The sequence below is a fragment of the Pseudoalteromonas sp. APM04 genome, assembly GCF_022809815.1.
GTDB classification, from domain to species: domain Bacteria; phylum Pseudomonadota; class Gammaproteobacteria; order Enterobacterales; family Alteromonadaceae; genus Pseudoalteromonas; species Pseudoalteromonas marina.
The window spans coordinates 1,213,733-1,227,152 of record NZ_CP094441.1 but is presented as its reverse complement, the minus strand read 5'-3'; the positions used below and the strand labels follow the sequence as shown (position 1 = coordinate 1,227,152).

Below are 13,420 nucleotides of genomic sequence, written 5' to 3'. Positions count from 1 at the left end.
ATTTGCAGAGGTAGTTGTTAGGACTTTAATGAAGGAATTGTATGCGCTTATTAGTTGTTGAAGATGAATCAAAGACAGGAGATTATTTAAAACAGGGGCTAAGTGAAGCTGGTTTTCAGGTTTCTTTGGCGCGCAATGGACTTGACGGTCATCACCTAGCAATGACCGACTTATTTGATGTAATAATACTTGATGTCATGTTACCTGACGTATCCGGTTGGAAAATTTTACAGTCGCTACGTGAAGCAGATAACAAAACCCCAGTACTATTTTTATCTGCTCGCGATAGTATAGACGATAGAGTAAAGGGGCTCGAACTTGGTGCTGATGACTATTTAATAAAGCCTTTTGCTTTTGCTGAAGTTTTAGCAAGAGTACGCACTCTTATTCGCCGTGGTGTAGTACAAACAGTTGACGATATACTGATAGTTGCTGATTTAGAAATGGATATTCCAAAGCGAAAAATACAACGTGCAGGCAAGCGTATTTTATTGAGTAATAAAGAGTTTAGCTTACTTGAACTATTGTTACGGCGCGAAGGTGAAGTACTGCCACGTTCGTTAATTGCTTCTCAAGTATGGGATATGAATTTTGATAGCGACACCAATGTGATTGATGTTGCCATTCGTAGGCTAAGAGCAAAAGTTGATGATGACTTTACTGTTAAATTAATTCATACGGTTCGTGGTATGGGCTATAAATTAGAGGTTGAAACTGATGGCTATTAAGTCACGGCCTTTATCACTTACGATGCGTGTTGTGTTGTTTGTCGCTGTAACCGTTATTGCGTGCTTAACTTTAGTTGCCACCTTAATAAATAGTTCGATAAAACATCATTTTTTCCAGCAAGATAGTAGTGAACTGCATGTTATTAATCAATCTATTGAATTAGTTTTAAGACAACAGTATAAATCAAACCTGAAACTTAAAAATGAATTATCTAACGCTGTAGCGGGTCATCACGGTGTTTACTATCAGGTAAATACCGCAAAAGGAGAGCTCATTTTTCAAAGTTCTGAACGAGATTTTAGTGATTTTGTAATGAGTGCTAATGCTTCAGCTGGCTTTAACCGTAACAACATTACCTCATGGCAAAATGATACCCACACCTACCGAGCTCTGGTGAGTAATTTAAGTACTGGGCAACAGCAATACAAAATTACTACAGCGATAGACATGAGCTTTCATTTACACTTTCTCAATCAATTTCAACAAAGTCTTTGGGCTATTATGTTTGGCTCTGCGGTACTCATTTTATTGGTGGCTTGGTTTGCTATACATCAAGGATTGAACCCTTTACGAGGTTTGAGTCAGAAAATGCATGACATCCAAACTAATAAGATGGATGTAAGGCTTGATGAAAATAAAGTGCCTATTGAGCTTGTTAATATGGTGCAGTCGTTTAACTCGATGCTCGACAGGCTCCAAGGTGAATTTATTCGTTTATCAAATTTCTCTAGTGATATTGCGCATGAGTTACGTACTCCACTAACAAATATAATCACTCAAACACAGGTTGGTTTATCTAAAAAAAGACAGTTGTTAGAGTATCAAGAATTATTGTTTTCTAATCTAGAAGAGCTGGAACGACTAACTAAGATGGTTAGTGATATGCTTTGGCTTGCAAAAACTCAGAATGGACTGGTTAAACCCGTTCAAAATACTCTAAAAAGCCATGATGAAATTGAAGCATTATTTGAGTACTTTGATGCTTTGGCTGAAGACTCATTGATTACATTTAAGAAAAAAGGTCAAAACCTTTGTTTTTATTGTGACAAATTACACTTTCGCCAATTATTATCAAACCTCCTATCCAATGCAATAAGGTATGCCCCAAAAGGCTCATCAATCACAGTAAATAGTGAAATATTTACCGCTGAAAAAATATGTATTTCAGTGATTAATACTGGGGAGAGAATACCTTCTGAGCATTTACCTTATTTATTTGACCGCTTTTATCGACCCGATAAATCGCGCCAACGACACAGCGATGGAGCTGGTTTAGGGCTTGCAATAGTTAAAGCTCTAGCGCAAGCAAACGGTGGAAATATAGAGGTCAGTTCAAATAATCAAACTACCAGCTTTAAAGTTTTTCTAAATTTAGCTAAAAGCTAATTATTAAATTTAATAACCCAATGTTTGCTTGTACCTCTAGACTTCCCAGCTTTCATTAAACACCGGTTTATAAACTTAAAGTACAAAACGGAAGTAAACTTCCGGTTTCTAACCCAATATTGCTATATTTCGGAAGCAAACTTCCGCTTATAGGAATTCAAAGGTAGTTATCGGAAATATACTTCTGTTTTTTGAAAGCGTTAACCTAGATAGCTATATGAGCCATTTTTCGGGGTCTTATTTGAGCGAAAAGCGGAGGGTCGGGTAAACTCGTTTTTGGACAAAAACGAGTTGGCTGAACAGTTGCAAAGAAGCAATTATGGAAGTGCTGTAGTAGAGCTTGCAATAGATATGGTTTTAGCACCTCTTGATAAGGCAACATATAAATTTTGGCTATTCATGTTAGTAACATCAATGATTAAACTGTGATCTGCTTCCAAGCCCTTGAGTAACAGAGTACTACCTATAGCCAAATTAGGAATACGGGTGTCACCTCGTTGACGTAGAATTTCTCTGGCTTTTTCCATACCCTGCTTGAAGCTCAAGGATGGATCGCAAACAACGCTATTAATGGCACTATTTAATGCCCTGAATGCCGCACGTCGATAGACTCTAATATTATTGTCAGCATCAACAGCATTCATAATTGCCAAAAAGTTAGCCGCTGCTTTCGTTTGAATAAATGCGACTATTGCTGCTTCGGTCAGGCTTGGTGCGCTTCTGTTTCTACCTGCTAATATTGTCCTTATTCTTGGAATCCAAGTTGAAGCACCAATTCCGGTAGCCAGTGCTCCAAAAATATTGACTACGCTAGTCGCTAATTGCTCGCCTAGTTCAACATCTAGCTGTCCAGCAAAAGTAATTAAATCTCTTAAATCAACGGGTTCAACCACATTAATCCCGTTATTTTGACTCGCATATAAATGTCTTGAGTTTGCGTTTATTGAATCACCAATAACTAACAGAGAATCTTGCGGATAAGCGTTTCTAAGCTGGTATTGTGCTGTACTCTTCAATCGCATATTTTCTTGATGATTTTGGCTTAGTTGAATATGCGATACCGAGTTAGGGCTATGCCTTAAATCAATACTGTTTCCGGTTATCAATCTCCTACGGCATTCCAACACCCACTCACCTAGCTCTTGGTTTTGTACGTTTATCCAGCGCCAAGGTGTATTCAACTCGGTTAGCAGCGGGAAATGATTTAAGACCTGACCTTGCCAATTAGGAATCTGCGTACCTCTAAAATTGAAAATCAACTGCATTGGATCCCCTAAAACTGTAGTTGGGATGCACTGTGCAATAGAGCAAACAATATTGTGTTGTTCTTGGTTACAGTCTTGGTATTCATCAACAATCAGACGTGAGTATGATGCTCTGATCACTTCATGCAGACTTCCAGTAGCCAAGTAACGACTCACCACACTTCTTAATTCAGGGTAATACGTTCGAGAGTTTTCAACGGGTGAGGCTATTTGACAATTGTGGCTAAAACTACTCGCGATTCTCACAGACCAGCCATCAATGGTCGATAATACGTAATTTTTTGCAGGAACTCTTGCTCTAGTCAGCCTCTTTCGAAGAGCAGTAACGCCAGCATTTGTATGGGTTAAAACCAAATATGGCTTAATAGTTGGAATCGCTAAAACTTCAACTATGAGTTGAGTTTTTCCGCATCCTGCTGGAGCTTCAATAGCCCCAATTTCATTTTCTAATATGATTTCTGCTGACACTTTTAGTCCCTATTGTCGTGCCCACGCAAGAAGATTATCTAACACTTGAGTGAAAACTGGTTGAATCCATTGTTTGTTAGGCCAAAGAACTGTTTCTGCGACATTTTCCATAGGCTCAATGTCTTTGTACCATTCTTTTTTCTTTGCTGATAGACCAAGATACGATCGATGAGCATCTTGAGGAGTCTGGGTACAAATTGTGAGGTTCAGCTGATTTTCAGTTGCGTTGGTAATGTGTGCATTTACCGCGACATTAGTTTTTCTCTCAACTGCAATATTTAACAATTGCGGAATGAGATTAAGGTGGCAGTTATTAAATATTGCCTGCTCAGTAGCTTGGCTATCCCCCCATTCAAACATAGGTATGCCAAGTTTCATTGCTTCTGTGATAGATGCTTGCTGCTGGTCATTAATATCTGAATCTTTGAATATTGAAACAGAGTAGCTCAATTCATTGAAGACTTTGGCTCGCTTAAACATATGACTGCCGCCTCCATCTGCATGCATGACACCAAGCGATTCAATACTGTGCCGCCCTTGGCTTTGCTCTACCGCATCGACACCTTTCAGAAGTCCTATTTCAGTTTTACCTTCACAAACTATTACTTTATTACTCAAGAATGCTTCAGCACATACTCGCAAAGTCGATTGATGCTCGTCGCTATCATTCATTGAATACATCAGGTGACTTATTTGAGGTTGCCTCGCTACTGATGACTTCCTCAAAATATGTATCTGTGACGATTTTAATTCTCGAAGAACATATGGGGAATGAGTTGTGATAAATACTTGCTGTGTTGGTTGCTGTTCTTTTGCACCGATTTCTTTTAATAAGCGACTAATTCTAAATGGTTCTAAGCCAAATTCTACCTCATCAATTATCAACAGTTTTGAGGTGGAAACCAATTTTTGAAGTCCCGCTAAAAGCAATCTAGTAGAGCCGGTACCCATTTGCCTAATTGGCGTTGCATTAACATCATGTAAGCTCACTGCGCCATGCGAGACAGAAACACTCGACACATCAAGTAAAGCTTGAAGCTCACCTACATTTACCCCAAGCGCAGATGCTACACCTTGAACACTTGCGAGGACATTGCTAATCCCATCCACATCTTGTTGTGCAAAGGATTGTCTGGCATTGCGAGAAACTTCGGCAAGTACTTCACTTACATCAAATCTATCTTCTAATAGCTTGTTTAGAAGTGAATTACGCCCCCACGTAAAATGGCGCGAAGACCCTTCTCCTAATCTAGTAGGTGATATTAGCTCCCTGTGACTCCAAGGAAGTCGCTTCTCTAATCCTTCCAAAGCAGCGCGATTTGAATATAAACCCCAGTCTGGATCTAAACCTTTATCCACGACCAACCTAACTGTAATAACAGTTTCAGTGCCTACTTGAGGCTCATCATAGAATTCCTGAGTAGTAATATTGTAAGAACGGAGAAAGCTGCCATAGCGCTCAATGCTGAGAAGCTCATTACTTAAGCACCCTAAAGTGACATAGATTTCAATTGGGTTATCCACATTGGAGTTATGGAAGTCAGCATCAGTAAAACTAATATTGCGCCTTGCGCCAAGACAAAAGTCTATTGCATCAAGGATGGAAGACTTTCCTGAGTCGCCCGGACCAATGATACAATTAACACCTTCAGTTGGATACCAATCCAAAGATTGAATACCTCTGAAATTACGTATACAGATGTGACGAATAAGCGACATGAAGCTTCCTGACTTGATTTTCCTTTTATTGCAGAAACATATCTAAATTTGCAACAAAAAGCAAAGCCCCGCTGATTCCATTTCAATAACGTGGAATAAAAAAATAAAAAGGTCTGTTCCTCTTTAAATAGCCTATTGCCATTTACGCAATTCCTTGTCTGCTTATTTAATGTCTAAATACATCAACCATAGGATCAGTAAGTGCATTTTTAGCCATTGTTGATAGCTATTCAACTCGTAATGGGGCAGAAACGAGTTAATCATGAATGACTGCTCATGGCACTTAGCCAAACTTCGGCAAAGAGCGAATAGCGGACATCAACGTTCACTTCAGCATTACCGAATACTGAACGGTTTTGAGCTAAAGTTTTTGCGCGGCACATGGAAAAGAACTGCGTAGAGTTTGGTGCCAGATGCAAGTCCATGCTAGGGATTTACTGCTGACTAAATAACTGATCCTAATTGTGATACACCTGCTTCAAGCCATGCTTGCCACCTGGGAACGGAGCCGCTGTGTCCATAAAGTGGTATACCTGCTCCAGTAAGTCATCCATGTTCTTACACTGATGGTTACGGGTTATCGTTTCATGCAACGCATGCCATAGCTTTTCAATTTTGTTGTGCCACGGGCTGTATACCGGTAAAAACAAGAGCTTGAACTTTGGGTTCTCATTCAGCCATTTCTGCGTTTTTTTGCTCTTATGGATGATGTAATTATCCACAATTAGCGTGATACTTTTCGCTCGCCGGTATTGCCCTTTCAGTTGCTCCAACAGCGCAATAAACAAATCACTGGTCTTGCGCTCACCACCAACATAACTGATTTGTCCTGTCTGGCTGTGCAGTGCCCCCGCCAGATAGTGTTTCTTATTCTGGCCGGGTGTAGCTACCTTACGCTGTTTACCTTTAAAGCCCCAGTCGGCACCAATCTTCGGATTCAGGTGGATATCCACCTCATCCTGATAAAACACCGGATGGTCCACGCTGCAATTTTCAAGTGCCTCCCGCATGGCTGCTAACTTAGCTTCTTTATCTGGGTCTTGGATATACAGCGTCGGTGCCGCACGACGCCAGACGATGCCGACTTGTGGCAACCACCGCCTGAGAGTTGAGCTATGAATAACGATACGGTAAAGCTTATGCAGTAGCAGTGCGAATAATTCACTACTCCAACGCGACCGCTGATAACCCAGTGTCCTGGGTACATGGTTCACCAACACACCGCAGATAAAGCCTTTGGGCTGACTTGGTGGTCGCCCAGCACCCTTGGTTTTAAGGCCATCTATACCTGCTGCTTCATACCAGGTTACCCACCGGTTTACTGATGAACGGCCTGCTTGCAAAACACGGGCTACTTGCGACTTGGTTTCACCTTTTAGCACCAATAACACCGCATTTGCCCGGCGGCACAGGTCTTTATCTCGGGTTTTATGTACAATTTTCTTCAAGCGGCGGGTTTCTGCGCCGTATAAAAATGCTATTTTGTTCATACTCAATGCGGTTGTTGATTGGTTATGTTTGGCGACTGATCTGATCGCGCAAACCGCATTGAGTTCCCTTCCTCGGGTGATCTACTATTTGGAACAGCTATTTAGGATGCCAGCCCATACCTTTCTAATTCATATGTAACATTTTTTCTGTCGTACTGGCATCAAGATAACCAGAACTGAGCAAACAATCTCAAAGGTTGTACAAAATAACACTAAAGTTTTTTCATTAAGTTTTATTGTTATGCTCTTGTGGTGGCTTTCGCCACCACTTTATTAGTTTTCAAGTTCCACCATATCTTTCGCTGCAATGTCACCAGACACTAGCTTTACAGTTGCGAAATGATCATTCACAATTTTAGTAATTTGTACCGTTCCTACCTTTTCGATAGTGTAGGGATCTTCACCTTCACTCAATACTATTCTTTCATGGAATCTAATAACACTGTATTTTTGCCCAACCTCTGCGCCATGCTTAGCACCAATACAGATTAGAGTTCGATTATCAGAACTTTCTACTACCTGACCTCTCATCATGTATTTATGATAAAAAGTGGTATTGGAACAACCCACTAAATATAAACCGAATGTAAGCAATAAAAGAGCTTTTATATAGGGTGTTTTCATCACTGTTACCTCATTTGACTAACTAATTATCTATACACTTTTTTATGAATTCATTTGTTTTTCCGGCCAGCCCCCGAAGGTGCTTGATGACAACTCCAAGGCTTATGAACAGAGTTATCTTTGATGTTCTGATCAACAAATTTATAGTAACTTTCTTTAGTATGTGTCCACCAATCATCATGAACATCTGCGCCATACTTACGGATTACCTCCTCAATCCCATCAAGGCTTACGTTTGCGGCATCATAGGCAAGGTGTATTTCACCTTCTTTGATGTTGTAACTAACTTCATCTATACCAAAAAGCTGATCTATTTCTTTTACTAACTCGTCACAGCTTTCTTCTGTGACATTGCTAAGCTTTAGGTTTCGAACAACTAAATTTTGCTCTTTAACGCCAACTCTATGATTTAAATCGCTCATAATTTTTCTCCTAATGTTTGTGTGAATGCTGTTGATTGCTATCTTTCATTTCTTCCATTTTACGGTTCATCTGCGGCATCATGTTCCCCATCATTTCTAAATGATGTTCAGCCATCTTGATTTGTTGATGCATTGGCATTTCTTCCATGTTTTTGTGCATGGATTGCATCATCTTCATCATTGAACGGTGATGTTCAACCATCATCTGCTGTTGCTTTTCAGGATCTTTTTCAGTTTTAATGGCATGGACTTCCTTTTTCATTTCCATCATCTTTTTGTGCATTTCTCCCATGTTCTCATGTGGTATTGCCATGCCTTGATGCATATCAGCTTTGTTCGCACCTTCATGTTTATGCTCATTGTTTTGGGCAAATGAGCTAGTGGTTATCAGTAGTGAACTAATAAATAAAATTGATTTAGTTAACGTTTTCATGATTTTTACCTTCTACACTTTTATTAAAATTTGGGATCCAACTTGGTGTCGATTTGTAGTGGCATAGTTAATTTGGCCACCCATTAAGAAAGAAATGTTATGCTAATAAGCATACAAATTTGGGTGAAAAAATGACGAAATTAAAACGCGCAACGTATTCTGCGGCAATCAAGTTAGAAACAGCTCAGCTTGTAGTTGACCAAAGTTATACTCAAGAAGAAGCAGCCAAAGCGATGGGGGTGGGTAAATCAACCGTCAGTAAGTGGGTTACTCAATTAAAGCAAGAGCGGAATGGCCAGACACCATCTGCTTCACCAATGACGCCCGAACAAATTGAAATCCGCGAACTTAAAAAGCAAATCCAACGCATTGAATTAGAAAAGGATATATTAAAAAAGGCTACCGCTCTCTTGATGTCCGACTCCCTGAACAATTCTCGTTAATCGAGAAGTTAAATCAACGAGAGCGTTATCCAATTAGTGTGCTATGTAGTGTATTCAATGTGCATCGCAGCAGCTATAAGTACTGGGTCATACGGGATACAACGCCGACGCCAGAGCAAGTAAGGCTAGAGGCTGAAGTTAAAGCAATACATGCAATGAGCGGTGGCTCAGCTGGGGCACGGACAATCGCAGCAATTGCAACGAATAACGGTTTTGAATTAAGCCGTTATCGCGCCGCTAAGCTCATGATTAAACTAAAACTAGAGAGCTGCCAAGTACCACAACATCAATATAAAAGGGGTAGTAATGAGCATCTTGAAATCCCAAATTTGCTAGATAGGCAGTTTGATGTTGTTGAGCCAGATACCGTGTGGTGCGGTGATGTGACGTATATTTGGGTAGGTAATCGCTGGGCTTATTTAGCCGTTGTTATTGATTTATTTGCACGTAAAGTCGTTGGTTGGGCCATGTCGTTGTCGCCAGATACTAATTTAACGCTAAAAGCACTTGAACTCGCGTATGAAAGTAGAGGAAAACCGACAGGACTGATGTTTCATTCAGACCAAGGTAGTCATTATACAAGTTTAAAATATCGTCAACGTTTATGGCGCTATAAAATTACACAAAGTATGAGCAGGCGCGGAAATTGTTGGGATAATGCGCCAATGGAGCGATTTTTTAGAAGCTTTAAAACGGAGTGGATGCCAAAGGTTGGATACGAAAACTTTAAAGATGCTAAATATAGTGTGAGTGATTATATCAACGGATATTACAATAATGTTAGACCACATCATTATAATGCTGGTTTAGCGCCGAATGAATCTGAGGTTAGATATCAAGATTCTAAAACTGTGGCCAAAATTAGTTGACCACTACAATTCCATATACCTGTGGTACTCCGAACCAAACTCAGCAATCGCTTGTGCTTCTTCGCGTTTCGCTAGCTCGACGTAAACAACGACTAAGATCGGAAACATCGCAAGTGTTGGGATTGTCGGCCACTGCAATAAAAAGCCGAACATGATTAGAATGAAAGCTACATACTGTGGGTGGCGACACCTTGCATACCATCCAGTTGTAGCCAATTGATGATGTTTTTGCGCGTGATGCAATACATTCCATGCTGAAGACAACATAAAGAAACCTGCAACAATAAACACCATACTCACTATATGAAATGGGTCCCAATGGGCATCACCTTGAAATCCAAAGAAAGTATGTAATAAATGCCCATTTTCATGCGCAAAGAAATTTACTTCTGGATAGGTCTCCGTCAGCCACCCCGACAGAAAATAGATAGTTAAAGGAAAGCCATACATTTCAGTAAATAGGGCAACAATAAAGGCAGAGAACGCGCTTAGACTTCTCCAATCAGTTGATGTTTTTGGTTTGACAAAACTAAAGGCAAAAAAGATAAAAATTGCTGAGTTCAGTATCACCATTGACCATAAGCCATAATCATATGTTTCATTCATCACTGCTCTCCTTTTTATGTGATTCCTTACGTGCCTTTTCTAACCCTTGTATGTAGCCATCGTGATAGGCTGCATTTTTATCCGTGAGTTCTTAAGAGCTCTCTTCCTTTTTTTCATCAGGCGCATGTGAATGATCGTGACCATGTTTACCATGACTGCCATGCATAAATACGTGCATCAAGGGGCATAGCAATAAAATCAAGTAGGGAAGAAATTGCAGCATATGTTGACCATGCTCAAGCACTAAGAAGTAGGTCACTGCGGCAATAAGTGCCAGTGCAGCCCAGCCTGTAGGTGTTGACCAAAAATTAGGGTGTTGATTTTTCATATTGCCCTCCTAAACGACTTTTAAGACACCGCGATACATTTGCATCTGACAGTGAAACTCATGCTCTCCCGGTGATAAGTTCAATAGGGTAATTTGAGTAATTTCATTTAATTTAAGCTGTTCGCTTATATCCAATGAAGGAATAAGCATTGTTTCAGCGCAGGGGGATTGATCTTTGCGCATAAACTTCAGAGTGACAGGTTGGCTAGCAGACACCTGAATTGAGGATGGGGAATACACACCACCCCTCACTTCAATGAGTACTTCATTACCTTGAACGATTGTTTTATTGGGTTTATATAGCCAAAACCACCAAACAATCAGCGCGATTAACATTAAGCCTAATAAGTTAATAACCATCATTGTGATTCTCCTTAATGCTCTTTTGCTTTAAAAAAGCGAAGTCGATTTGCATTTGACACTACAGTCAATGACGAAAACGCCATTGCAGCACCTGCAATTACAGGGCTAAGCAGAATGCCAAAGAAGGGATATAGAACCCCCGCAGCAAAAGGAATCCCGGCTACGTTATAGACAAACGCGCCAAACAAGTTTTGTTTGATATTTCGTAAAGTAGCTTTGCTTACCGCTATGGCATCAGCAAGGCCATGAAGTGAACCACGCATTAGGGTAATGTCAGCACTTTCGATAGCTACATCAGTCCCTGTGCCTATGGCGAAGCCAACATCGGCTAACGCTAGCGCAGGAGCATCGTTGATGCCATCTCCTGTCATACCAACAATTTCGCCGCCTTCTTGTAGCTCTTTCACCTTGTTGGCTTTATCTTCTGGCAGCACTTCAGCAAGAAACTCACTAATACCCGCTTTTTTAGCTACGGCGGCAGCGGTTTCCTTGTTATCACCCGTTAACATGATGACGCGTATACCATTAGCCTGAAGCCGTTTGATAGCAGAGATTGAGTCTGACTTGATAGGATCTGCAACAGCAATGATTGCTGCAAGTTCACCATCTACAGCAAAGTACATAGGTGTTTTGGCTTCTTTGGCTAAAGACTGTGCTTGTTCAACAAAGCCTGTGAGGTCTACGCCTTTTAACTTCATTAGTTTATCGTTTCCGAAAAGCAGGGCTTTGTTGTTGCAGCTTGCTTCTACACCAAAACCCGTAATGGCGTTAAAGGCTTCAATTTTTAGTAACTCAATATCCTGATCTAACGCACTTTCAACAATCGCTTGCGCTAAAGGATGCTCTGAGCCGCTTTCTAAACTTGCTGCAAGCTGTAGTACGTCTTTTTCGTCAGTAGCTTTTGCTAAAATAATATCGGTTACCTTAGGTGCCCCTTCAGTAATAGTGCCCGTTTTATCTAAAATCATGGCAGTGATTTTAGAGGCGGTTTGCAGTGCCTCACCGTTGCGAATAAGCACTCCGGCTTCTGCTGCTTTTCCTACTCCCACCATGACAGACATGGGTGTTGCCAAGCCTAAAGCACACGGGCAGGCAATAATAAGCACAGTAGTTGCTGAAACGATGGCAAAAGCAATGGCTGGCTCAGGTCCAAAGTTAAGCCATGCTAGCGCACTTAACACAGAGGTGATCATCACGACAGGTACGAAAAAAGCTGAAATAACATCGGCCAAACGGCCAATCGGCGGTTTCGAATTTTGTGCTCGTTTCACCATATTGATGATCTGTGCAAGCGCCGTGTCTTTACCAACGCGTGTGGCTCTAAATAAAATCATGCCTGATTTGTTCAAAGTACCTGCGACAACCTCATCTTCTTCAGCTTTTTCAGCAGGCATAGGTTCGCCTGTCAGCATGGACTCATCAATAGAGGTGTGTCCTTCCAATACCACGCCATCGACGGGAATTTTTTCACCCGGTTTTACCTTCACAATATCGTTAAATAAAACCTGCTCAATACCTATCTGAACTTCTTTGTTGTCACGAACCACGGTTGCTGTTTTGGCTTGCAAGCCGATAAGACGTTTAATGGCCTCAGAGGTTTTACCTCTGGCTTTGATTTCTAATGCTAAACCTAAATCAATTAAGCCAATGATCATGGCGGTAGCTTCAAAATAAACATGCCGTGCCATCAATGGAACAGCGTCAGGTGCAAACACGACAACCATCGAATACAACCAAGCCGTGCCTGTTCCTAAAGCAATTAGAGTGTCCATATTAGCGGAGTGGTTTTTAAAGCTTTTCCAAGCGCCAACATAAAAATGCTTACCTGAAAAATACATAACACCAAAAGTTAAAATGCCTACAACCAGCCAAGACATGCGCTCAAGGTTTGTTTCAACCGTCATTTCTCCAACCACAATGCTGTAGATCATCAAAGGAACGCCGAGTGAAAGGGCAATAAACGTATCGCGCATTAGCTTTTTGTAATATGCAAAATCCGCAGCCTCTTTCTCATCAAGCGCATCTGTTGCTGAGCTATCATCAATTGGCTTCGCGTTATACCCCACTGACTCAACAGCTTTGATCAACTCTTTTGTTTTAGCTGTCCCATAAACTGTTACTGTCCTATCAGCAAAATTCATTTCCGCACTGACGACTCCAAGAGTTGCCTTCAACGCCCCTTCAATTTTGCCTACACAGCTAGCACACCCAGCACCTTCAATGATAAGCTGTTGGTTATGTGATACTTTCTCCAACGTATTCTCCTTACTTTTAC

At 40.9% G+C, this 13,420-nt stretch carries 12 protein-coding genes and 1 pseudogene; 3 read left to right on the top strand and 10 right to left on the bottom strand.

Annotated features, from left to right (window positions below; all coding sequences use genetic code 11):
* The first annotated feature begins 41 nt into the window (after positions 1 to 41).
* Both MTP24_RS05830 and MTP24_RS05825 read left to right on the top strand, forming a co-directional pair.
* The gene (locus MTP24_RS05830) at positions 42 to 728 is read left to right on the top strand and encodes a heavy metal response regulator transcription factor (protein WP_004588805.1); all 687 of its coding nucleotides are present in this window, start codon (positions 42 to 44) and stop codon (positions 726 to 728) included.
* On the top strand, positions 718 to 2,115 hold the full coding sequence (locus MTP24_RS05825; protein ID WP_055018910.1) for a heavy metal sensor histidine kinase: 1,398 nt from the start codon (positions 718 to 720) through the stop codon (positions 2,113 to 2,115). Before MTP24_RS05830 ends, MTP24_RS05825 begins: the two co-directional genes overlap by 11 nt.
* 317 nt (positions 2,116 to 2,432) lie before the next feature.
* Here MTP24_RS05825 and MTP24_RS05820 read toward each other — a convergent pair whose 3' ends face one another.
* The 6 genes from MTP24_RS05820 to MTP24_RS05795 all read right to left on the bottom strand — a co-directional run bounded on the left by MTP24_RS05820 (position 2,433) and on the right by MTP24_RS05795 (position 8,536).
* Positions 2,433 to 3,848, bottom strand: a complete 1,416-nt coding sequence (locus MTP24_RS05820; protein WP_138569925.1) for a UvrD-helicase domain-containing protein — start codon at positions 3,846 to 3,848, stop codon at positions 2,433 to 2,435.
* Between the two features lie 9 nt (positions 3,849 to 3,857).
* Complete coding sequence (locus MTP24_RS05815) at positions 3,858 to 5,567, bottom strand: ATP-binding protein (RefSeq protein ID WP_138569924.1); 1,710 nt, start codon at positions 5,565 to 5,567, stop codon at positions 3,858 to 3,860.
* A gap of 458 nt (positions 5,568 to 6,025) precedes the next feature.
* Positions 6,026 to 7,057, bottom strand: coding sequence for an IS630 family transposase (locus tag MTP24_RS05810; protein WP_243533192.1), 1,032 nt, complete (start codon positions 7,055 to 7,057; stop codon positions 6,026 to 6,028).
* A gap of 273 nt (positions 7,058 to 7,330) precedes the next feature.
* Positions 7,331 to 7,681 carry a hypothetical protein gene (locus MTP24_RS05805; protein ID WP_004589646.1) on the bottom strand — a complete coding sequence of 117 codons (351 nt, stop codon included), beginning with the start codon at positions 7,679 to 7,681 and terminating at the stop codon, positions 7,331 to 7,333.
* 50 nt (positions 7,682 to 7,731) lie between these two features.
* Entirely contained in the window at positions 7,732 to 8,103 is a 372-nt protein-coding gene (locus MTP24_RS05800) for a hypothetical protein (protein WP_008467865.1), read from the bottom strand.
* A gap of 10 nt (positions 8,104 to 8,113) precedes the next feature.
* Positions 8,114 to 8,536 carry a hypothetical protein gene (locus tag MTP24_RS05795; protein WP_008467863.1) on the bottom strand — a complete coding sequence of 141 codons (423 nt, stop codon included), beginning with the start codon at positions 8,534 to 8,536 and terminating at the stop codon, positions 8,114 to 8,116.
* A 131-nt stretch (positions 8,537 to 8,667) separates the two neighbouring features.
* On the opposite strand from MTP24_RS05795, the gene MTP24_RS05790 reads away from it, so the two are divergent.
* Positions 8,668 to 9,848 (top strand): IS3 family transposase gene (locus MTP24_RS05790; RefSeq protein ID WP_203985558.1). Its coding sequence is split into 2 segments (ribosomal slippage): positions 8,668 to 8,926 and positions 8,926 to 9,848, totalling 1,182 coding nucleotides; the frame shifts between segments, so codons are not numbered across the junction.
* A 3-nt stretch (positions 9,849 to 9,851) separates the two neighbouring features.
* Here MTP24_RS05790 and MTP24_RS05785 read toward each other — a convergent pair.
* From MTP24_RS05785 to MTP24_RS05770, 4 genes and pseudogenes are all read right to left on the bottom strand, one after another.
* The gene (locus MTP24_RS05785; protein WP_243533675.1) at positions 9,852 to 10,454 is read right to left on the bottom strand and encodes an isoprenylcysteine carboxylmethyltransferase family protein; all 603 of its coding nucleotides are present in this window, start codon (positions 10,452 to 10,454) and stop codon (positions 9,852 to 9,854) included.
* A pseudogene (locus MTP24_RS05780) lies at positions 10,447 to 10,782 on the bottom strand (DUF2933 domain-containing protein). Before MTP24_RS05780 ends, MTP24_RS05785 begins: the two are co-directional and overlap by 8 nt.
* Before the next feature lie 9 nt (positions 10,783 to 10,791).
* On the bottom strand, positions 10,792 to 11,145 hold the full coding sequence (locus MTP24_RS05775; protein WP_028834966.1) for a cupredoxin domain-containing protein: 354 nt from the start codon (positions 11,143 to 11,145) through the stop codon (positions 10,792 to 10,794).
* An 11-nt stretch (positions 11,146 to 11,156) separates the two neighbouring features.
* Positions 11,157 to 13,400 carry a heavy metal translocating P-type ATPase gene (locus MTP24_RS05770; protein ID WP_243533190.1) on the bottom strand — a complete coding sequence of 748 codons (2,244 nt, stop codon included), beginning with the start codon at positions 13,398 to 13,400 and terminating at the stop codon, positions 11,157 to 11,159.
* Positions 13,401 to 13,420: the final 20 nt, after the last annotated feature.

Bases quoted from the DNA above. Each gene is read 5' to 3' on its own strand.
- MTP24_RS05830 (WP_004588805.1), top strand. From the start codon at position 42: ATGCGCTTATTAGTTGTTGAAGATGAATCAAAGACAGGAGATTATTTA.
- MTP24_RS05825 (WP_055018910.1), top strand. From the start codon at position 718: ATGGCTATTAAGTCACGGCCTTTATCACTTACGATGCGTGTTGTGTTG.
- MTP24_RS05815 (WP_138569924.1), bottom strand. From the start codon at position 5,567: ATGTCGCTTATTCGTCACATCTGTATACGTAATTTCAGAGGTATTCAA.
- MTP24_RS05810 (WP_243533192.1), bottom strand. From the start codon at position 7,057: ATGAACAAAATAGCATTTTTATACGGCGCAGAAACCCGCCGCTTGAAG.
- MTP24_RS05805 (WP_004589646.1), bottom strand. From the start codon at position 7,681: ATGAAAACACCCTATATAAAAGCTCTTTTATTGCTTACATTCGGTTTA.
- MTP24_RS05800 (WP_008467865.1), bottom strand. From the start codon at position 8,103: ATGAGCGATTTAAATCATAGAGTTGGCGTTAAAGAGCAAAATTTAGTT.
- MTP24_RS05795 (WP_008467863.1), bottom strand. From the start codon at position 8,536: ATGAAAACGTTAACTAAATCAATTTTATTTATTAGTTCACTACTGATA.
- MTP24_RS05785 (WP_243533675.1), bottom strand. From the start codon at position 10,454: ATGAATGAAACATATGATTATGGCTTATGGTCAATGGTGATACTGAAC.
- MTP24_RS05775 (WP_028834966.1), bottom strand. From the start codon at position 11,145: ATGATGGTTATTAACTTATTAGGCTTAATGTTAATCGCGCTGATTGTT.